The 22,310-nt window shown below is 38.5% G+C and carries 18 protein-coding genes; 6 read left to right on the plus strand and 12 right to left on the minus strand.

Features of this window, described 5'->3' with window-relative positions:
• The first annotated feature begins 117 nt into the window (after nt 1-117).
• The 6 genes from BTU61_RS09395 (at nt 118) to xerS (ending at nt 8,815) form a co-directional block, all read left to right on the plus strand.
• Complete coding sequence (locus BTU61_RS09395) at nt 118-1,386, plus strand: site-specific integrase (RefSeq protein WP_200773307.1); 1,269 nt, start codon at nt 118-120, stop codon at nt 1,384-1,386.
• A 3-nt stretch (nt 1,387-1,389) separates the two neighbouring features.
• Nucleotides 1,390-3,240: a hypothetical protein gene (locus tag BTU61_RS09400; protein ID WP_200773308.1), complete on the plus strand. Its 1,851-nt coding sequence runs from the start codon at nt 1,390-1,392 to the stop codon at nt 3,238-3,240.
• Complete coding sequence (locus tag BTU61_RS09405) at nt 3,237-4,907, plus strand: hypothetical protein (protein WP_049498825.1); 1,671 nt, start codon at nt 3,237-3,239, stop codon at nt 4,905-4,907. Before BTU61_RS09400 ends, BTU61_RS09405 begins: the two co-directional genes overlap by 4 nt.
• Nucleotides 4,900-5,613: a hypothetical protein gene (locus tag BTU61_RS09410; RefSeq protein ID WP_006151858.1), complete on the plus strand. Its 714-nt coding sequence runs from the start codon at nt 4,900-4,902 to the stop codon at nt 5,611-5,613. The genes BTU61_RS09405 and BTU61_RS09410 overlap by 8 nt, the downstream gene beginning before the upstream one ends.
• Before the next feature lie 8 nt (nt 5,614-5,621).
• Nucleotides 5,622-7,469: a zinc-ribbon domain-containing protein gene (locus tag BTU61_RS09415; RefSeq protein WP_049489378.1), complete on the plus strand. Its 1,848-nt coding sequence runs from the start codon at nt 5,622-5,624 to the stop codon at nt 7,467-7,469.
• 275 nt (nt 7,470-7,744) lie between these two features.
• Nucleotides 7,745-8,815 (plus strand): tyrosine recombinase XerS, encoded by a 1,071-nt coding sequence (gene xerS / locus BTU61_RS09420; RefSeq protein ID WP_200773309.1) that lies wholly within the window; start codon nt 7,745-7,747, stop codon nt 8,813-8,815.
• 86 nt (nt 8,816-8,901) lie between these two features.
• Here xerS and BTU61_RS09425 read toward each other — a convergent pair whose 3' ends face one another.
• The 12 genes from BTU61_RS09425 to BTU61_RS09480 all read right to left on the minus strand — a co-directional run bounded on the left by BTU61_RS09425 (nt 8,902) and on the right by BTU61_RS09480 (nt 22,078).
• Complete coding sequence (locus BTU61_RS09425) at nt 8,902-9,543, minus strand: hypothetical protein (RefSeq protein ID WP_200773310.1); 642 nt, start codon at nt 9,541-9,543, stop codon at nt 8,902-8,904.
• A 520-nt stretch (nt 9,544-10,063) separates the two neighbouring features.
• Nucleotides 10,064-11,230, minus strand: coding sequence for an ATP-grasp domain-containing protein (locus tag BTU61_RS09430; protein WP_200773311.1), 1,167 nt, complete (start codon nt 11,228-11,230; stop codon nt 10,064-10,066).
• A gap of 19 nt (nt 11,231-11,249) precedes the next feature.
• Nucleotides 11,250-11,990 carry an esterase family protein gene (locus BTU61_RS09435; RefSeq protein ID WP_200773312.1) on the minus strand — a complete coding sequence of 247 codons (741 nt, stop codon included), beginning with the start codon at nt 11,988-11,990 and terminating at the stop codon, nt 11,250-11,252.
• 39 nt (nt 11,991-12,029) lie between these two features.
• Nucleotides 12,030-12,857, minus strand: a complete 828-nt coding sequence (locus BTU61_RS09440; RefSeq protein ID WP_187540945.1) for an alpha/beta hydrolase — start codon at nt 12,855-12,857, stop codon at nt 12,030-12,032.
• 88 nt (nt 12,858-12,945) lie between these two features.
• Nucleotides 12,946-14,283: a methylenetetrahydrofolate--tRNA-(uracil(54)-C(5))-methyltransferase (FADH(2)-oxidizing) TrmFO gene (trmFO, locus tag BTU61_RS09445; protein WP_200773313.1), complete on the minus strand. Its 1,338-nt coding sequence runs from the start codon at nt 14,281-14,283 to the stop codon at nt 12,946-12,948.
• A 217-nt stretch (nt 14,284-14,500) separates the two neighbouring features.
• Complete coding sequence (gene topA, locus BTU61_RS09450; RefSeq protein ID WP_200773314.1) at nt 14,501-16,588, minus strand: type I DNA topoisomerase; 2,088 nt, start codon at nt 16,586-16,588, stop codon at nt 14,501-14,503.
• Between the two features lie 86 nt (nt 16,589-16,674).
• Entirely contained in the window at nt 16,675-17,523 is an 849-nt protein-coding gene (gene dprA / locus BTU61_RS09455; RefSeq protein WP_200773315.1) for a DNA-processing protein DprA, read from the minus strand.
• A gap of 109 nt (nt 17,524-17,632) precedes the next feature.
• A complete protein-coding gene (locus tag BTU61_RS09460) occupies nt 17,633-18,400 on the minus strand; it encodes a ribonuclease HII (protein WP_200773316.1) in 768 nt (255 codons plus the stop codon).
• A complete protein-coding gene (ylqF, locus tag BTU61_RS09465; protein WP_200773317.1) occupies nt 18,387-19,238 on the minus strand; it encodes a ribosome biogenesis GTPase YlqF in 852 nt (283 codons plus the stop codon). Before ylqF ends, BTU61_RS09460 begins: the two co-directional genes overlap by 14 nt.
• 112 nt (nt 19,239-19,350) lie before the next feature.
• On the minus strand, nt 19,351-19,689 hold the full coding sequence (locus BTU61_RS09470) for an ATP cone domain-containing protein (protein WP_187540951.1): 339 nt from the start codon (nt 19,687-19,689) through the stop codon (nt 19,351-19,353).
• A gap of 62 nt (nt 19,690-19,751) precedes the next feature.
• A complete protein-coding gene (gene dapA / locus BTU61_RS09475; RefSeq protein ID WP_187540953.1) occupies nt 19,752-20,687 on the minus strand; it encodes a 4-hydroxy-tetrahydrodipicolinate synthase in 936 nt (311 codons plus the stop codon).
• Between the two features lie 314 nt (nt 20,688-21,001).
• Nucleotides 21,002-22,078: an aspartate-semialdehyde dehydrogenase gene (locus tag BTU61_RS09480; protein WP_200773318.1), complete on the minus strand. Its 1,077-nt coding sequence runs from the start codon at nt 22,076-22,078 to the stop codon at nt 21,002-21,004.
• Nucleotides 22,079-22,310: the final 232 nt, after the last annotated feature.

Consider the following 22,310-nt stretch of genomic DNA (forward strand, 5'->3'; position numbering starts at 1 on the left):
ATTCCCTTTATGCAGTTTAGAGCACAAAGGAAAATGGTACTGATTTGATCGTTTTTTTGTGTATTGACATCCTAAACCCCAGTCAGAACCTTCAGTCATATTAAACAAGGAGATAACATGAGATTTGTTGTATATAAACATTCGCTGGTTTTAGGTGATAGCAACATCGTGACAAAGCAATTTATCGTTTTAAAGCACGATGATGGCAATCTACAATTTACTGATTTTCATCGTTATGTTAAATCTACTTCAAGAATCAAGTCGATCTCAGATGATGGGAATAAACGCTTTTCTTACGTTGTTAAGTTTCTTAATTTCATATTTGGTACTCTTGGACTTAAAAGTGTAGATCAACTTACACTTGAAATGGTTAGAGAGTTTTTTACACTTTATGGATTATCTCAGTTACCAGGTGATAGCGGAAAAAGAAAGAAAAGCACCGTTGAAAAATGCGTAAATGCAGTTCTTGACTTCTTAACTCTTTATTTAAGTGAACGAGAGGGAAAGACTAAGTTAAAAGCAGAAGAATTATATTCTACGACAACTTTTACGAATAGTAGAGGACGAGTTGTAAAGCGTAAAGAACCAAATTTTGAAATCTACGTGGATGATAGCAACACTGAGAAAGCTATTTTTCGTGATATGCCAAATAGTGCTTTTGAGATGTTATTTTCTCACATAGCACACTATCATAAAGATCTACTCATGGTTGTGGCCTTGGGAGCCTTTGTTGGCTTAAGACCATCAGAAGCATGCAATGTAAGACGTGAAGATAGTCCTCTAGGGCCAGGTATTTTGTTTCACCAAAGTGATGGGCAAGTATTTAAGATTGAGATCGATCTACGAAAAGAAATACCTCTCCGAAGCGATTTAAAGCCAACTGGACGGATTAAAAAGGAAAGACTTCAAGCAGTACCTTATATCTTTCTGGAGGTCTTTTTAGACACTTATAATGACTATATGACTTATCTGGAAGGTAAGAAGTATGAGAAGGATTATGGACCTTTAAATCTTAACAGACGAGGAAAAGCATTATCATACGATGTATACTATCAACGATTTCGTAAGATTATTCGCGACGAAATGATCCCAATCTTCTTAAAATCTGATGATGCAGAGGTTGTCTTTTTTGGGCAGCTTTTGCAGGAGCATAATATTTCCCCACATATTTTCAGACACTGGTACACGACACAGTTAGTATTATCTGGGGTTTCTGAAATCAGTGAGCTTATGTCAGCAAGAGGTGATAAATCGCCTGAGAGTGCTTGGGTTTATCTACAAAACAAAGGAGAAATCGCAAAACAATATGGTCAAGTTAATAATGGTGTTTTTGACTATATGAATTGGCGAGCAAATGAACTTTTTGGTGATAAGTTAGAAAGGTAATGTATGACTTATTCAATTAAATCTTTAATCGAAAATCTGTTAAGTGAACTCAGAAAAAACGATACACAGTATAAAGGAAAAATTAGTCAGTTTTTAGTTGATAACAATTGGTTTAATATAGAGATTGATTTGGATAACTATTCCATCTCAGATAAAGATGCTCAATTATTAATAGAAAAAATAACCAATTATCTTCTTGGACCAACTGGTTTAGCAGGAATTCAGCCTATATTTAAACAAAAATTCCCATTAACTTACAAATATTTTCAGCAATACTCAGAAGATAGCAACTTATCTAAGGAAAACATGTTTTATGTTCAAGATTTTCTTGCTTTTTATCTTAAAAGAGATTTATTTCTCTGTAATGATAATGAGATTGAATTGTTGGTTGAAGAAGCAGTATATGCACTTGAAAAGCAAAAAGGCGAAGTTTTTATTGATTTTTTAAAGTGGTTAATGAATAAAATGAGATGTAACTATCACAAAAGATATGAATTTACACCTCGATACACATTAGAACAGGAGACTAACGCTTATGAGTTAGACGAATATTTAGAATTACTGTATTTTCTTTTTAATGACAATTACATTAGAAAAGAAGATATGCTTTATAAAGCAGCAATCTCAAAAGACTACGCAGATACCTGGCTATTTCTAGCACTTCATTTTATATGTGCGCTACGTGGAACAGATTTAGAACAACTTGGACATCCACAACTTCCTAGAACACCGAAAGAAGTTCTAAAATCAGTTAGAAGTGGTAATTGGAGTAGCAGTGAGGCAAGAAGAACTCTTTTAAGTATTACAACTCGTTTAACTTATTTAAATATTACTCCAAACAAAACAAAGGGAACAAAAAATATTAGTCAGATTAAATTTCAGGTCCCTGAGAGCTGTCAGGTATTGATTGGTACGTTGTTGGCTATCTGTGAAGCTCACTATCAGTTGAATAAAGATAATAATAATGAACCTTTAATTCGACAAATAAAAGAATATAAACGAATTAATCGATATATGGGGAAAGAAATTGGAGACTTATTTCTTGAAAGGAATTTTAGTTCTAGATCTGCAAATAAATCCTATCTTCAAACTGTTGCCATGTTAGCAGATGATGTTTTGCAAGAAAAATCTGAGTTAAATATTAAAGGCTATTTTTTAGCCGCATTAGCCCGTAGCCATAAAGGTTCATTCGATGAATTTGCACAAACTACAACAACGTACCTAAAAGATGCCCAACTAAGCCAGCTTAAACCAGAAATGGTTGCGAGAGAACTATTTGAACGAGGTGTTTTATCTATGATTCCATCAATGATCCTGACGATTGTAACTAGAGGAAAGTATAAAGAATTAAGTCCTAGTCAACAGACTCAGATGATTAAACAGTTAGATTTGACACCAAATGAGATTGAAAAAACATTGGCTTTAAGCATTCAGGCAGAAGTGAAATCGCAAAAGGCATTAAAGATTTTGGTAGAAGAAGAAGCAGAGCCTAATCAACTTCTTACTATTTGTCATCGTATAGGAAACGGTGAAGCCTTCTCAAAACAAGGTGAAAGCATGTGTCTTTTATCTGCGCTTGGAAAGATTTGTCCATATGACGATAGGCAACATTGCATCGGTTGTCATTATGAATTACAAACGAAATCTACTTTATTGTTATTAGTAGGAGAATTCAATCGTTTGAACAAACAATACTCTAGAGTTCGAACTGATTTAGAAAAAGGTAAAATTCGGAGTATTTTAGAAGAACAAATAAAACCTTGTTTAACTGAAATGTTGCAAGCTTTATGCGAGCAATATGGAGATGACGTGTTACATGATTACGAAGAAATAATAAAGGAGTTAATAAATTGAACAATCAAGCTAAACTTTTTAAAATTGAAAATTATTTTGAAACTTTTGACCGTGATTGTGTTCTGCGAGCAAAAGAAGTTTTCGATGACTATTTTGATAAAGGAATTATTCTAAGTTACGATTTTGATCATAAGAAATGGGAAACTACAAATGAATATGCCAATATTAGCCTGTTTTTTAACATTTCTGAATTTCAATATAGGAGATTTTATCAATCAATTTTTCAGTTGCCTTATAAGGAATTTATCGATTACTTAAAAAGTTTTATTGTTTTCTCAATGAAACAACATGTTTTAAAAACTTTACAGCTATTTCTAATGGATATTAAACAAATTATTAAAAATACAACCAAAGATACGTTTTTAGATTTAGAAAATATTTCTGTAAAATTTCCTGGTTTATGTATTGACTTTTTCTCAAATCTTCCCTGTTCAGATGATAGTCAACTAAATCAACTATTGGAGCAATTAGATAATAAATTAACTATCAACCTTCAAAAAAAGCAGAGGTCAAAACAGCAAAGACAATTAGCGCAATTTCAATCCTATTTTACTTTTAATGACATTTTAAATGATTATTGGTCTCAAACATTATCTAAGAAAGAACGTCTATTTTATTATCCATTGTATCTCTGGTGGCAGATTACAGCAATTTTACCTTTAAGGCCAAGAGAATTTCTTTTAATACAAAGAAACTGTTTAACCGAGAAAGATGGAAAATATTTTCTTACATTAAGGAGAAATATAATCAAAGGAAGGGATCGACTTGTTGCACATAAAATTTCTGAAGATTATACTTTGAATACTTATGAAATTACTAATTCATTAGCTTCTGAAATAAAGACTTACCTCAAACTTACGGAAAATGATAATTCTACTAAATTAGATACATTATTTGTGACTGATCCTCATTATAACCGTTGGGGTCGTCGAACAGGTGTTAATAACCGATTTTTAACTTACACTAATCTCAATACTATTTTGAGGTATTTTTTTAATGAGATTATTTCTCAAAAATACGGTTATCAAGTTAATTATTTTAGTTTTCCAGCTAGATTAGATGAAAACGAGATTAATTTGATTCATATTGGGGATACGAGACACATTGCAATGATCAATTTAATTGCAGAAGGGGCTAGTCCTGTTACAGCTATGCTTTTAGCTGGTCATGAAGATGTGACAACTTCATCTCACTATTTTTCAAATTTAAGCCAATTTATTGAATGTCGTAGTTATCAAATGTATCGTAAACTAACGAGTAAGAATACGAATTACACCATAAGTAAGAGACAGCCATTTTATACAGCACAAGGACAATACATCACTTTAGAAAATAAAGGACGGTGTTACTCACCCCGCTTTGCGAAAGGTGATTATTCAGATTGTCTGAAAGTTATTAGTGAGCATGCAGAACTAGGTGCTTGTACGAGCTGCCCTTTTTACCGTAAAGCAGGTAAAGATTATTTTTCAATGGATAAAACATTTAAAAAGTCAGTTGATGAAAAAGCTATGGTTGTAGATGAAGCGATTAGAAAAGTTAGGCAAGGGAAAGGTCATATTGAAGATATTGGAGAAGCTTTGTTGAAATTAAAAACAGTTAGCAATACCTATCAAGATTACTTAAATGCTAAACAACTATCTTTAGAGGAGAATAAGTCTAATGGCTAGAAAGAAATCAATTTCTGATGATGAATTGATTCATTTGTTTGAACAGTATTTAATTTCCCAGTGTTCCTGTGATTTAAGCTTGGTAAAAATCCCTCGGTTTGGTGACTATGTTAGGAATAATGGCTATCAAAATGTTGCGGATACAACCATTAGACGTAATAAAAGATTCAGGGATTTTTTAAAAGAAAGTGAAATTAAATACCAAGATGAAAATTATGAAGCTGTAATTACTTATAAGACCATAGATCCTGACAATTTTATGGCAAAAAATCGTGCTCCAGGTGCTATGAAAAGAGCATTGGTGGAAATTAGCCAATACTATAAGAAAATAGCAAACATTGCGGCCAGCTATAAACAAGAAGCAGATAAGTTACGTAGTTTAAATTCTGAACTACAGTCAACTAATGAAGATTTAAAACAGAAGCTACAAAGAGAAAATGAGTTAAGTGATGAGAATCAAAAACTATTACAAATAATCAAAACAAGTGTCTATCCAGAAATTGCGAATGAGCTTTTAAAAGAAGAAGGATTGTTAAAATATTCTCAAAAGGTTATCAGTGAGGATTTCCTAGCAGACAATATCATCACCGCTGATTCAGAAATAGATTTTCATTCTGGTGGTCTTATTGAACAAGAAAATCCTCAAAAATCAACTAAAGTGGTTTCTATTAAAAACTTACTAGACAGCAAAACTAATTATAAATGAGGAAAGAAATGAACAAGAAAGTTAAAGATAATCCAGCTATTTACATGTACTGGGATCAAAAACGAAATGTTCTTGACCCCAAAAAATTATCGTCAAATAGTTTAAAATATGCCTATTGGTCTTGCCCTTATTGTCAACACCATTGGGAAGCGAAAATCATTGATGTGCAGCTTGACAGTTATGAATATCTTAGGTGTTGCCCCCATTGTGGATTAGGTGAACGTTCCATTGATGAAAATGAGAGCGTCCTTCAGGTTTATCCCGATTTCAGAAATTATATAAACTACAGCATTGAGCAAGATGAAGAATTAGATGAGAAACTTCTTACCTTGCCGTTCAATAGTAAAAGAAAATTCAATTTTAAATGTCCGACGTGTCAATTAAGTTGGAAAGATTCTGCGACAAATAAGAGGTTATTTCAACTAACAAGTGGGGATTTATTTCATTTTGGCTGCAATGAAACTTCCTATCATTGCGATTACAAATCAATTTATCCAAATTTAGCTAAAATCTATAGCGAACATTTAAACAAATTTAAATTTAACGAACTGAAGCTGAGTTACAATATAACAGTACCTATCCATTGGGAATGTGATAAGTGTCATTGCAAATTTGAATTATCTATTGATAGATTATTGAACCGAATTAAAAGAAGTGGTCATTACTGTTTGGAGTGTCATTCTTCATTTGAAGAGTTATTGGATAAAGATTTTGATGTTTCTCCTCTATCTTTTTTAAATTCTTCCATGCTCAAGGAGTGGTCTAAAAGGAACAATAATACACCTAATCAAGTTGATGTATTATCTAATGTTCATGTGTTATGGGAATGTACGAATTGTCACGGAGAGTATTCATGCTCACTATTTGAAAAAACAGATAGGTCTTGTCCATTTTGTTCAAATAGAGAAAAACTTCAGGATTTTAATACACTAAATGAAACACATCCCTATTTGAGGGAATTTTGGGACCTCAGTAATGAAAGGGATTTTTCCGAATATTGGTTTAAGTCAAATAATGTAGTTAGTTGGGTTTGTCCTTGTTGTAAAATCAACTTTCAATGTAGCCCAGCCGAAATGATCAGTCGAACCGATTTAGAAAATCAAAACTTTCAAACATGTCCTAATCAATGTGACTGGAGGACTGAGGTATTTAAAAATAATATTTTCCTTAAAGAACCAAAACTCATCAAAGAATGGAGCGATAAAAATAAAATTCCTATTCATTTATCTCAGACAACAATAGAAACGAAAAAATATTGGTGGGATTGTTCAAAGTGTCATGGGACATATTTATGTTCTATCCCAATTCGAAGAGAAGTTTCTCAGTGTTGTCCTTTCTGTAACAACGATAAGCCTCTGAATGGGTATAATACATTTGATTATTTGTACCCTGAACTAGCAAAATTGTGGGCACCAAATAATAAAGTCTCAATAGATAGTTTTGTTCCATTATTAACTGAAAAAAGGTTTTATTTATGGCGCTGCAAAGAATGTAACTTCGAATTTCATGAGCGCTTCAGCATTATATTAAATAAGTATTTAAATTCCGAGACAAAAGATCTTAAAGAAATGTGTCCATTTTGTGCAGAATTAAAAGAAAGACAAGATAATATCTCATTTGAAGATTTGATGAACGAGTGGGACTATCTTAACAATCTTATTCTAGGGGATCCAGAAAGAATCCCAAATAATACGCAATTAAGATTTTGGTGGATTTGTAAGAATAATCCAGAGCATCGTTATAGAATGGCTATTGTAGATAAGATTGCAAATGTAAAACGATCTATCGAGCCATGCATATTTTGTAAAGGGCGTAGACGAAAAAGAGAACATTTTGTTCCTTATAGGAAAATTTAAAAAACAGGTTCAAATTTGAACTTGTTTTTTATCATAGATTTTTATAAAGTACATTATTTTAAAAGATTGTATTTTTAGTTTTCAAGTAGATAGTGTACAGAATTTTAGTATGCGAAAGATTTAGTTTTCACGGGAATAAAGTACATTTTTTGCTCAAAATTTTTTTTCGGTTAATCATAATATCCCCTATAACATCTTTCCGAAAAACTATAATTTTCTTGAAAAATATATCTGGCTATGCTATACTACTAGTATAGAAAGATTTGGAGAAAAACATGAAACGCGAGATCTTATTGGAACGGATTGATAAACTAAAACAAGTCATGCCTTGGTATGTATTGGAATACTACCAATCGAAGCTAGCTGTTCCATATAGTTTTACGACCTTATACGAATACTTAAAGGAATACGATCGATTTTTCACCTGGGTTTTGGAATCTGGTATATCGGATGCTGACACCATGGACGAGATCCCTTTAGATGTTCTGGAACACATGACCAAGAAAGACATGGAGTCCTTTATTCTTTACTTACGTGAACGTCCTCTGCTCAATGCTAATACGACGAAAAACGGGGTTTCTCAAACGACCATTAACCGTACCTTATCAGCTCTCTCTAGTCTCTATAAGTATTTGACAGAGGAAGTTGAAAACGAGCAAGGGGAACCTTATTTCTACCGTAATGTTATGAAAAAGGTTGCAACAAAGAAAAAGAAAGAAACCTTGGCGGCCCGAGCTGAAAATATCAAACAAAAGCTCTTTTTAGGGGATGAGACAGAAGGTTTCCTGAATTATATCGATCAGGAGTACTCGCAAACCCTCTCAAATCGCGCCTTATCTTCCTTTAATAAGAATAAAGAGCGAGATTTAGCCATTATCGCACTTCTTCTTGCTTCAGGTGTTCGTCTCTCGGAGGCGGTTAATCTGGATCTTCGAGATCTCAATCTTAAAATGATGGTCATTGACGTCATACGAAAAGGGGGAAAACGCGACTCGGTTAATGTTGCTGCCTTTGCTAAGCCTTATCTGGAGCAATATCTTGCTATTCGAGACAAACGTTACAAGACAGAAAAGATCGATACAGCCCTATTCTTAACCTTGTATCGAGGGGTTCCAAACCGGATCGATGCTTCTAGTGTTGAAAAGATGGTCGCCAAGTATTCTGAAGATTTTAAAGTCCGTGTGACCCCCCACAAGCTTCGCCATACACTTGCGACTCGACTATATGATGCGACCAAATCACAGGTTTTAGTCAGCCACCAGCTGGGACATGCCAGCACACAAGTTACAGACTTGTATACCCATATCGTTAATGATGAGCAAAAGAATGCTTTGGATAGCTTGTGAGTTTACATAACGTAAATTATGTAATATTTATAGTGTTAGAAAAAGAGCGTAAATCTTTGATAGAATTTTACGCTCTTTTATTCTTTCTATAAAAATTCGATCCAATAATTCCGGTGGGGCTCAATAATAACTGGTTTTCCCCAGAATGATTTTAGATAGGCCAAGTTTGCAGGGGTGACCGGTCTTTTTTCACCATTGTACTTCTCAGCACTCTCTTTCGTTAAAAAGCATTTAACTGCTTCATATGGCGTGCCATCGCTCGCTATTCGATCAATTCCTAAATAAGCAATTTCATCACCGGCTTTTGGAAAATCTGTAAATAGTTTACCAATAAAATAAACCGTCTTATCTTTCATTAATTCATAAGCCTTACTATTTTCCAGTCTGTTATTCGCTGCAGCGTACATAATACAAAAACTATCTATAATATCTTTCAAAGGCATTAATTCTTCTTTGCTGACTATAATTTCGTCGGGAGCAAGTCCGCCAAGGATTAAATCTTTATAATGAGGTTGCTGGATGATATTATCTAAAGCCATTCCTAATGGTAGTTGGACAGCTTGATAACCTAATGGTTCTAGCTCCTGCTTTTTCCGGTCAAGGTGTTCTTGTGTAATACTGATATTCAAATCATATGGACTGGAAGATTGTTGCTTTCTAAAAAAAGCCACTACTATACGGTCTAACTGTTCAAATAGACCAAGATTTTCTACTGGAATTTTCATCATAGAACATAACTCCTTTTTGAAACATGCTATTATGGAGCATTATACTCTTATTATGTATAACGAGTCAAGTATTTCACACAAAGCAACACAATTTTGTATATCTTATCTTTCTAGTCTTTTAGTCAATAAAATTTGATAACTAAAGATTAGCTTTCCAATTTTTTAATTATTTTCACATACTATCTCTAAATATCTAAATAATAGAGTGGCTTTCGTTTAATTTTTGAAAACAATCTTTCCGTTACAGATAGTGTACTTGAACTGCCAAGTGAAATCACAATATCTATAACTTTTATTTTCTCTTAATAGTAAACCTCTATTATTACAAGCTCATTTGCGGTAAGATGAGTATAGGTCATTTATGTTAGTTCCTTTTAGTCAAATGTGGTGTTTATCTAAGCCTGACATAGATGGCTTTTTCTGTCTAGCTAAATTTTACAAATTGAGTATTAAAAAAAGTGAAAGAATCGACTGTCTTTCACTTTTTTACGTTCATTTTATAAGAAATATTTAAACGAGCTTATTGTTTTCGTTGACCGAAATCGTGAATCATTTGTTCCAATTCTTCGCGACTTGGGGTCGTTAACATATAGAGGTAGTCTCCTTGCAATTCAGCAAAGGCTGCGGGCATATTCTTCTTCACGCGGAATTGGTCTTTGTATTTGGCCAAGACTTCTTCTTCAGAAAGTTGGTAGGCGGCGTTGGCACGACGGGATGTTGCCAAGCAATACAGAGGCTCAAAGTTTGAGGCTGGGAATGGATCACCAGCTACAACATCCGCATACCCCTTGTATAGGTCAATTGAATGCGCGTAGTTATACACATCAATGGTAAAGCCACCTGCTGGACGGTTATTGTACTCGATCGCAATATAGTCATCGCCTTCACGGAAGAACTCAATATGGAAGAACCGTTCCTTCATGCCAAAAGTCTTGACGATGGATTCACCGTATTGGCGTAGTTTTGGATCCATATCTTTTAGGACATAGTAAGAATTGTCCATCTTGTAAAGAAGCAAGTCAAGCGGTGTGTAGGCATAATCAAAGGTTGTTGAAAAGACAATATTGCCATCATGATCAATTAAGCCATCAAACGTACAAATCTCGCTAGAAGTAACAAATTTTTCGAAGAAGTAAACGGTATGTCCATCCCATTCAGCTTTGAAATGATCGACATCTTCTGGTGTTTCGATCTTGAAGGTCGCTGCTGCTCCTACCCCATTGTCAGGTTTTGCGATCAACGGCAAGCCGATTTTTTTCACAGCTTTATCAATATCTTTTTCTGCTTTGACCACGGCTCCTGGAACAACTGGAACTCCTGCTTTTTTGAAGAGTTTCTTCATTTCAGATTTGAATTTTGTTTTCTTCAAGTCCTTTGGTTTGGCCCCAAAGACGTTGAATTGCTCCCGAAGTGCCGCATCCAATTCCAACCAATATTCATTGTGAGATTCAATGCGGTCAATTGGACCGTGTTTATAAAAGAGAAAGGCAACTGCACGTTTGACTTCATCCAGATTTTCCAAGTTTTCAACACGGAAATATTCTGTCAAATTCATGCGCAAAGGTTCATCTAATTGCTCGTATGGTTCTTGACCGATACCCAAGACAGTAATGCCTTTATTTGCAAGTTCAATGGTAAATTGTTGGAAATTTTGTGGGTAATAAGGTGAGATCACAATATAGTTCATAATTGACTCCTTTTTTGCATTAAAGATTCATTTGATCGAGGAAGTAAGGCATTTGCTTGCGCCACCATTCCCAGTCGTGGGCTACATCATAGCCCCATTCAGCGAACCAGGCAGGAATGTTTTTGTGATCGAAAGCTTCCTTTAGTTTATAGTAGGATGGCAGACCATCTTGCTCCCAAGCGCCTAAACCGGTACAAACGACGATCTCTGCTTGACGATAGCGGTCAATAAACCAACCATCATTTTGATTCCAAATATAGTCAGATGGAGAATTTTGGTAGATCGCTTCATCTCCTCCAAAGTCACCAACAAAGAAACGGGCATCGTAGACACCACTCAAAGCAACAACTTTATTGAAAACATCTGGATGCTGCAAGAAGAAATTAAGCGCATGGTAGGCACCCATTGAGCAACCTGTTGTCATCATTGGATCAAACCAACCTGTTTTGTGCTTGATAAAAGGAATGGCTTCTTGGATAACGTACCGTTCATAAGCTCGGTGCATTTCTGCTCGATCATGAGGATTCTTCCAGTCACACAGCCAGCTTTCGCTGTCCACACTTGATAAGGTGAAGAATTGAATGCGTCCTTCTTCGATAAAGCGGGCACAGGCATCAATCATGCCGAAGTCATAGTATTCGTTGTGACTACCACCTGAGGAGGCAAAGACCACCACAGGAATTCCCGCATGTCCATAACGGTTTAGATACATTTCGCGGTTAAGTTGGCCACTCCAGTGGCTTAAATGTTCAATATTCATAAGTTTCCTTCTTTCTCTGATAGGATGTGCGAGAGACTGTTAATCCCAGTTCTCAGCTAAAAATCGAAGACAATCCGGTAAATTCTCTGCCCAGGCCAATTCATGGTGAACTGCACCTGATTGAATCCGTATGGAAATATTTTCTAAAGCTACCCCTTGTTGGATAATATCATGGTAATAGCGCAGAGACGAATCGATATAGGCCTGCTTGATATTACCTGCCATCAGCGTCTTATCTGTATCATCAGCTTCTTCTGTACCCACATAAATGTAAATGCGCTGATCGCTATACAATTTTTTGCGCTTAATATAGTGGTCAAAGGCTTCTTGGTGCAGCCAGTTGGCCGATGAGAAGACTCCCAGACAACCGATCTGATCTTGGTATTCTAAGCCGAGAAATTGGGTGATATTGCCTCCTAGAGACGAGCCGATCATAGCTGTATGCTCTCGGTCTGAAAGGGTACGATATTCTTGATCGATAAACGGTTTGACCACTTCCATGACAAACTCTCCGTACTCGACACCCTTGCCACCAAATTGCATGCCAGGAATATTGGATTCCTTGTACTTCCAGGCAGAGTATTCGTTCATCCGTTGGAAACCATCGTTATCAATCGCAACGACAATCATACGACTAATATCAGGATTGCGCTTGATGGCTGGAATCACCTTCCAGGAATGACCTGCGTAGGCTTCCTTGCTATAGAGAACATTCTGGCCATCATGAAAATAGACAACAGGATAGCGTCGATCGGTATCTGTTTCATAATTCTTGGGCAATAGAACCCGAACACGACGGAGTTTTCCGGTATAAGGCACTTTCAACTCGTGTGTCTTCATATCTAAATAAAAATAGGATTTGTTCATTGTCAGAAAACTCTCTATATTCTAAATTTTACTTATTATACCATTTTTAGAAGAAAAAGTCTGGATTTCTCCAAACTTTTTCCATTCTTTAGCGATTTTCCATAAAATCAGCCAAATCAGTCAACGAACGTTCGGCAATTTTCTCATAGCGTTCTTTCTTATCCCGAATGCGTTGCCCTTCCAGCTCCTTGATGATTCCAAAGTTAACATTCATCGGTTGGAAATGCTTGCTATCGGCATGAGTGATATAGTGGGCCAGACTTCCGATGGCTGTTGTTTCTGGGAAAATGGCTGCTTCTTCTCCTTTAAAGAGGCGAGCTGCATTGATTCCTGCTACCAAACCTGAGGCAGCGGATTCAACATAGCCTTCCACTCCAGTCATTTGACCTGCAAAGAAGAGGTTTGGTTGTTTTTTCGAACGGTAGGTTTGCTCGAGGAGATTTGGCGAGTCCATGTAAGAATTACGGTGCATGACACCATATCTCACAAACTCCGCATTTTCCAAACCTGGAATCATTTGGAAAACTCGTTTTTGTTCGCCCCATTTGAGATGCGTTTGGAAGCCAACGATATTGTAGAGGCTAGCCGCAGCATTGTCTTGGCGAAGCTGAACGACTGCGTATGGGGTCTTAAATTCCCCATCACGAGGTCCTTTGTAGTCATCTGGGTACTCGAGTCCGACTGGCTTCATAGGACCATAGAGCATGGTTTTGATGCCTCGTTTGGCCATGACTTCAATGGGCATACAGCCTTCGAAATACTTTTCTTTTTCAAAAGAGTTGAGTGGTGCTTCTTCCGCATTGACCAAAGCCTCATGGAAATCCATGAACTCTTGTTTGGTCATTGGGCAGTTGAGATAAGCTGCTTCTCCCTTGTCATAACGTGATTTGAGATAAACCTTGTCCATGTCGACAGTATTGACATCAATGATCGGAGCCGCTGCATCGTAGAAATAGAAGCCATCCCCACCATTGAGCGCGTGGATCTTTTCTGCTAAGGCATCACTGGTTAGAGGACCCGTTGCGACCACTGTGATAGCGTCTGTTGGTAATTCCGTAATTTCATCGCGAATGACTTCGATGAGAGGGTGTTGAGACACCTTCTCCGTCACTCGATTAGCAAAGCCTTCCCGGTCCACTGCCAGTGCTCCACCAGCCGGAACGCGAGTTGCTTCTGCTGCTTCAAGGATGACCGAACCTAGACGACGCATTTCTTCTTTGAGGAGCCCGACAGCATTGGTTAACGAGTCCCCACGAAGAGAGTTGGAACAGACTAACTCAGCAAAATTGTCTGTTTTGTGTTGCGGAGTGGATTTGACCCCACGCATTTCATAAAGCTTCACCGGGATTCCTTGTTGGGCAATCTGGAAAGCTGCTTCTGAGCCAGCAAGGCCTGCACCGATAACATTAATATAAGATTGAGACATGACACTAATACCTCTTTGGGTGAAAACTAAGGCCAGATTAAAACAAGCCACTGGACTGTTAGACACCCACAAATCTTTCTAATTTTCTACTTGGTCCATTATACCAAAAAGGGCATAAAAAAGACAGGGAGGCTAATCCTTCCTGTCTAGCGAATGTCTATTCTAACAGACATTTATAAAAATTGCCGTTATAACAGACATTGAATCATTTAAAAGATTATTTCACTTTTTCTTCTTCGTAGTCACCGTTGCTACAAACGACTTGTTTGCCGCCACCACGAACTTTTTTCTCAACTAAGTAGTGGCCACATTTTGGACAATCCCGACCGATCGGCTTATCCCAAGAGGTAAATTCACACTCTGGATAGCGATTGCATCCATAGAAGATACGGTTGCGCTTGGTTTTGCGCTCGATGATTTGTCCCTGGTGACAGTTTGGACACTCCACCCCGATTTCTTTGACAATGGCTTGGGTGTGGCGACAATCTGGGAAATTACTACAAGCATAGAACTTACCAAAACGTCCTAATTTAATCACCATCGGGCTGCCACAGACTTCACAATCAAAACCCGCTGGTTCGTCTTTGATTTGGATTTTTTCCATCTCTTCTTCAGCCTTTGCGACTTCTTTAGAGAATGGTTTATAGAAACTGTCAATGACTTTTTGCCACTCTTCTTTACCGAGTTCAACATCATCGAGTTTCCCTTCCATTTCCGCTGTGAAAGTCACATTGACGATATCTGGGAAGAATTCGACGATGAGTTTATTGACGATTTCCCCTAATTCAGTAGGTTCAAACCGTTTGGCTGCGAGCTTGACATAATAGCGTTTTTGAATGGTCTCGATGGTTGGTGCGTAAGTTGAAGGACGCCCCACTCCGTTTTCTTCTAAAGTCTTGATCAAGGTTGCTTCAGAATATCGAGCAGGTGGTTGGGTATAGTGTTGCTCAGGCTTGCTATTGACCTGCTTGACGATATCACCTTCTACCATATCCGGCAACATCTTGTTCTTATCTGAATCGTTATAAATCGCCAAATAACCATCAAACTTCACCTGGCTTCCATTCGCAGTGTATTGTACGCCATTTTGACCTATACGGACATTCATGGTATCAAAGACAGCAGCTGTCATTTGACTAGCTACAAAGCGATTCCAAATCAAGGTATAGAGCTTCAATTGATCCTTGTCCAAGTATTTAGCAATGCTCTCAGGAGTGTTGAAGACGCTAGACGGACGAATGGCTTCGTGGGCATCTTGAGCACCGGAAGCATTTTTCACGCGACTTCCATGCTTAGAATATTTCTCACCGAAGCGATCCACGATAAAGTTAGCTGCCTCGTTTTGCGCAACCGGACTGATCCGTGTGGAGTCGGTACGCATATAGGTAATCAAACCTTGAACACCAGAGCCAATATTGATTCCTTCGTACAATTGCTGAGCGACCATCATGGTCTTGCGTGTACGGAAGTTAATCTTATTGGCTGCATCCATCTGCATAGAAGAGGTGGTGTAAGGAAGTGGTGCATTCCGACGACGTTCTTTCTTTTCCACCTTTTCAACAGTAAAATCTTTGCTATCTAGGCGTTCAAGAACTGCTTTCACCTCTTCATTGGTGTTGAGCTTCATCTTCTTGCCATCAATCCCATAGAAGCTTGCTTGGAATTGCTTGGTCCCTTTTTTGAAGACACCATCAATGGTCCAGTATTCTTCCGGCTTAAAATCATTAATTTCATTTTCACGATCAATGATTAATTTGAGAGCAACTGATTGCACGCGCCCTGCAGAAAGTCCTTTTTTAACCTTTTTCCAAAGAATAGGCGAAATTGAATACCCTACAATCCGGTCCAAGACACGACGCGCTTGCTGGGCATCAACCAAATCCATATCGATTTGACGCGGTTCTTTAAAGGCATTTTTAACGGCATCCTTGGTAATTTCGTTAAAGACCACACGGTTCTTTTCACTTGCATCCAAATTCAAAATATGAGCCAAGTGCCATGAAATAGCTTCTCCTTCACGGTCCGGGTCACTTGCGAGAAAGACTTGCTTGGCCTTTTTGGCTTCTTTTTTCAAGTCGTTGATCAAAGGACCTTTTCCGCGAATATTGATATATTCCGGTTCATAGTTATTGTCGAAGTCAATCGACATGGTTGATTTTTTCAGGTCCCGAATATGGCCAACACTGGCCATGACTTTATAGTTACGCCCAAGGTATTTCTCGATTGTTTTGGCCTTTGCAGGAGACTCCACAATTACCAAATTTTTCTTGGTTGTACTACTTTTCCTTTTTGTTTTTGTTACCACGTTTTATTCCTCTGTAATGTATAAATCTCATTGAGTTTAATACATTTTAAGAAAGATGTCAACTAGGAACTTCTCCTATAGGAAAATCACAATTCGTATTTCAATTCATCAAGAATGTCCTGACCCGATGTGACAAGCTTTGCGCCTTCTTGAATCAAGTGATGGCAACCTGCAGATTTTCCATCTAAAATATTTCCTGGAATAGCAAAGACATCCCGTCCTTCCTCCATGGCACGCTCACAAGTAATTAAACTTCCTGAACGAAGTCGTGCCTCTGCCACAATCACAGCCTGACAGAGTCCTGCAATGATGCGATTTCGCTCTGGAAAATGGAACTTCAAAGGGGCCTGTCCTGGTCCATACTCGCTCAAGACAAGATGGTGTTCGCTCATGTGTGTCTGTAATCTTTGATTGCTCTTAGGATAGAAAATATCCAGTCCTGTCCCAATAACCCCGATCGTCTTGCCACCATTTCTTATGCAGGCGTAATGGGCCGTTGCGTCGATCCCTTTTGCAAGGCCACTGACCACCACCAGCTGATTTTGTAGTTCCTGGATGATCTTTTCAACCGATTTTACTCCTTCCCTGCTCGTCTCCCTGGCTCCTACTACTGCTATTTTCGGTTCTGCTAACAAATTTAGATTTCCTTGATAAAAGAGCAAAACAGGGGGATTGTAGATCTGCATCAAAGATTCGGGATAGTCTGAATCAAAAATGGATAGAGAGGGAAAACGCTCAAATTCTGTTCGCAACTGCTCCTCATCCAGTTGTCGGTATTGCTCCACAAACCGAATGATACTACGGCAACGTGCAATTTTTGCCATTTCTTCTAGAGGAGGGAGAGATTCTCCTTCCTGACAAATTGCTAAAATTCTCAAGACCTGTTCATTCGTCAATCCTGCTGCTTTTAATTTATAAATTTCAAATGCTTCCATAGTCACCTCTTTGTTTTCTCACTTATTTATTCGTAAAAGAAATGAAAAAAAGCTCTATTTCTAGAACTTTTTTTGTTTGAAGTGATAGAACAATGCTCGTAAACAGTTTTTAATCCTCAAATATTGATTTGACAGGTTCAAATGAACGCCGATGGATAGGCGTCACTCCCAGCTTGTGGAGACCAGCAAGGTGGTTGGCCGTCCCATAGCCAGCATTCTGCGCAAAATCATAGCCTGGATATACTCGATCAAACTCTTCCATCATCTGATCCCGAGTCACTTTAGCTACGATGGAAGCTGCTGCGATGGATAAGGAATTGGCGTCTCCTTTAATAATACTGGTCTGAGGAATTGCAAGATCCAATTTCATGGCGTCGATCAAAAGATGCTGTGGTTGAGGATCTAATTGACCAATGGCCTCCATCATGGCTAGTTTCGTCGCTTGATAGATATTGACCTGGTCAATCACTTGATTGTCCTTAACGCCGATACCGATCGCAATAGCTTCTTGGAGCACAGCCTCATAGATTTTCTTATGTTTGGACTTTGGAATTTTCTTACTATCGTTGAGGCCGGGAATCTTACAAGCTTTCGGCAAGATCACGGCAGCCGCAACAACTGGTCCGGCTAACGGACCACGTCCCACTTCGTCAATACCAGCAATGAGGTCGATTCCCTGCTCATAGCATTCTTTTTCATAGGCCAGCATTCCTTCCAAGCGCTCATCTTCATCTAAACGTTTTTGGATTTCCCTTTTTCGCTTTGCAATCGCTTGGTTAACACCAGATCGACCGTCCTTTTCCATTTCAGCAAAGAATGGATCGTCTAACTGGCGGATGAGAGCTAATTTTTCTTTAATTTCCTTAATCGTTGCCATCAATTTCCCCTACGCGATCCAACGTATACCGTCCCAATTTCCCATCACGAACATCTTTAACAAAGAGTTGGTAAAAACGGTCGTAATCGTCTCGAAAGCCTAATTTTTGAGTCATTTCCATAATGATTTCAGGAGCTTCTTGCCCCAGATTCATTTGTTTATAGCGATCTTTCAAAACTTCTGGATAATGGTCTTTGAAATAGTTAAGACCAAAGATGGTCACTTCATCCATTGGAAGCAACTGGTCCTTGATGGCTCCTGTTAAGGCCAGTTTTAAGGCTACTTCTTCATCCTCAAACTTAGGCCAGAGAATCCCTGGTGTATCCAAGATTTCAAGGTCCTTATTGGTTTTCAACCATTGTTGTCCCTTGGTCACCCCTGGTTTATTCCCAACGACGGCGATCTTTTTCCCTGCTAAGCGGTTCATCAGCGTTGACTTCCCAGCATTTGGAATCCCAATAATCATGGTCCGAAGGGTTTCAATCTGAATCCCACGTTCCTTTTGACGAGCAATTTTATCTGCCATCAAGCTCTTAGCAGCATCTGTGACCTTCTTAACCGTCGATTGCTCTTTGGAGTTGATCGCCAAGGTTTTGAGTCCTTGCGATTCAAAATAGTCCTGCCATTCTTTTGTTGCCACAGGATCTGCCAGGTCTACCTTGTTCAAAATCATCAATTTAGGCTTCTCACCAACAATTTTTGTCAACATGGGATTTTGGCTTGATAGGGGCAATCGAGCATCTACCAGAACCGTCACAAAATCCACAAATTTCAAATTTTCTTGTACTTGTCTTCGAGCTTTGGACATATGTCCAGGAAACCATTGAATAGTCGCCATAATCTCACTTCCTTTCCAGTTCAATCTCCTCTATTATACCATGTTTTCTAGAATTCTCAGCCTTAAATGAGAACACAAAAAATGAAGCTACCTAGGTAACTTCTCTTAGTTCTTAGCGAATTTGCTCAAAATGCAAGTGCACAGCGATATGGTCACCATAGCCACTGCGTTCCAAATCTCGTTGCAAACGATAGGAAATATAATGTTCAGCAATGGTAATGTAGCCAGCACCAAGTAAACGATGCTCCACCATTGATTGGATCATACTAATTGTTGCACGTTCTACTTGCGCTTCATCCAAATCCATCACTACCTTTTTGGTAACTTGTGCCAAGTTTTGACGCAAATCATCCGTTAATACATAGACCACTTGAGCAGCCTTCAAAATTGCTTGGTAAATTTTATCTGGGTTAAATTCAACCACTTCACCACTACGTTTAATGACTTCCATGGGAGTCTCCTTTATTATTTATTGACAGCTTGTTTATCACAACTGACTATTCTATTTGATCTTTAATAATCCGGTCTCAAGACACCTTTAATGGTCTCTTGGGTTGCATGGTAGTCTCCATCAATGACGACCTTAATAATGCGTTTGGCTTCTTCAGCAGGTGCTGGCACCAATGGCAAACGAGTTGGACCTGCTTCAAATCCCATATAGTTCAAGACAGCCTTAACTGGTGCTGGGCTTGGATAAGAGAAGAGAGCATTCACTTTCGGGATGAATTTCCGTTGGATGCTGGCTGCTTTTTTGATATCGTTGTGCTCAATCGCTTCAAGCATTTCATGCATTTCATCCCCATTTGTATGAGAGGCTACTGAAATCACCCCATCAGCTCCAAGGTTCATCGCATGGAAGGCATCCCCGTCTTCACCCGTGTAGATAAGGAATTCCTCAGGTTTGTGCTCGATCAGATAAGCCATATTGGCTAGAGTTGTACACTCTTTTACACCAATAATATTTGGATGTTGAGCCAATCGAAGCATGGTTTCAGGCGTCATTTCAACTACGACACGACCTGGAATATTGTAAATGATAATCGGTAAGTTAGAAGCATCAGCAATTGCTTTAAAGTGCTGATACATCCCTTCTTGAGAAGGTTTGTTGTAGTAAGGAACAATTGCAAGACCAGCTGCAAAACCCCCAAACTCATCAACTTCTTTGACAAATTCAATAGAATCGCGCGTTTCATTGGTACCAACACCAGCGATCAAAGGCACTCGACCATTGACAATTTTCTGAACAGCCGCAAAGAGTTCCAACTCTTCATCGTGAGTCAAGGTTGGACTTTCAGCCGTAGTTCCAGCAAGGAGAAGAGCGTCTGTATGGTGGGCCAACAAGTGCTCAATCAATGCAGGCAGCGCCTCAAAATTAATGGAACCATCTTCATGAAAGGGCGTAATAAATGCAGTGATAATTTTACAATCTTTTAAATCATGATAAGACATAGAAAAACCTTTCTCTATCTAACAAAGAGGCAAAATTTGCCTACCGATAATTCAACAGCAGTCTATAAGAGATCAATGAAACTGAAACTCCACTGTGCGGGGGGAGTATAAAAGTCCGGTGGGCTTTTATAGCCTGAGCCTTAAATTATAAAAGCGAAGGAGAAATCAAACTCTTCGAGTTACTGATTTCTGGCTCATGACGCAGTGGTTGATTGGAACTACTCATGTTTGTAACATTCGTACTTCCTAATCAACTGTGTGGGGGCAAAACTACGAAATCAAACTCTTCGAGTTACTGATTTCTGTTTTGCTCCCTATTTCAATTCAAATTTCAATTCAGCCGTTGGGCGTACAAGTCCACGTTCGTGAAGGGTTTCTGCGATTTGGACTGAGTTCCAAGCGGCACCTTTAAGAAGGTTATCTGAAACTACCCACATGTGGATTCCTTTTTCAGCATCCAAGTCTTTACGGATCCGTCCAACGAAGGTATCACGTGAACCGACAGCATTAACTGCTTGAGGATAGATTTGGTGTGCGACATCGTCTTCAAGGACAGCACCTGGGAAGGCTGCAATCGCCGCTTTCACTTCGTCAATTGGTGCTACTTCTTTGGTTTCAATATAGACTGACTCTGAGTGAGCTGACAAGACTGGAATCCGCACACAGGTTGCTGATACGGCAATGCTATCATCTTCCATGATTTTCTTAGTTTCGTTTGTCATCTTCATTTCTTCGTAAGTATAGTCGTTTTCAGTGAAGACGTCAATTTGAGCTAAAGCGTTGAAGGCGATTGGGTAGTGTTTCTTATCACCACCACAAGGCAAGATGTTTGCTTGGACATCACGTGGGTTGACCCCATCATTCAAAACTTCCTTCAACTCACGTTGGGTTTCAAGAATAGCTCCCATACCAGCACCTGAAACAGCTTGGTAAGTAGACACAATAATACGTTCCAAGCCCCATTTTTGACGAACTGGCTCAAGAGCGACCATCATTTGGATTGTTGAACAGTTTGGACAAGAGATAATGCCGTTATGAGCATCAAGCGCATGTGCATTCACTTCAGGAACAACCAATGGGACGTCTGGATTTTGACGGAAATAAGAAGTGTTATCCACCACTACTGCGCCTGCTTTTACAGCGTATGGTGCATATTTAGCAGATGTCGAACCACCAGCTGAGAAAAGGGCAATATCAACCCCTTCAAAAGCATCTTCAGTAGTTTCCTCGATGGTCACATCTTGACCTTTGAATTGCAAGACTTTTCCTGCAGAACGTGCAGACGCAAGGTAGCGAATCTTATCGATTGGAAGACTTGATTCTTCCAACATTTTGATCATTTGTGCACCAACGGCACCTGTGGCACCGACAACAGCAACTGTATATCCCATAGTTAATCCTCTTTCAAAATTTTCTAAAAATTGAGTATTTGTACTATTATACAACTTTTTAGCATAAATGAAAAGTCCTGAAGGCACAAAAAAAATCCTGATCCGAAGATCAGGATTCGAGGCACCTTTCGGTGAGAGCAGCCGGTTCACACAACTACTCAAGGTCCGCTCCTGCGTTACAATTGAATGTAGACCTCCTCAGCGCAAAAGGCTCCTAAGAGCCAATCGACTC

The sequence above is a fragment of the Streptococcus lactarius genome (assembly GCF_016642265.1).
Taxonomy (GTDB): Bacteria; Bacillota; Bacilli; order Lactobacillales; family Streptococcaceae; genus Streptococcus; species Streptococcus lactarius.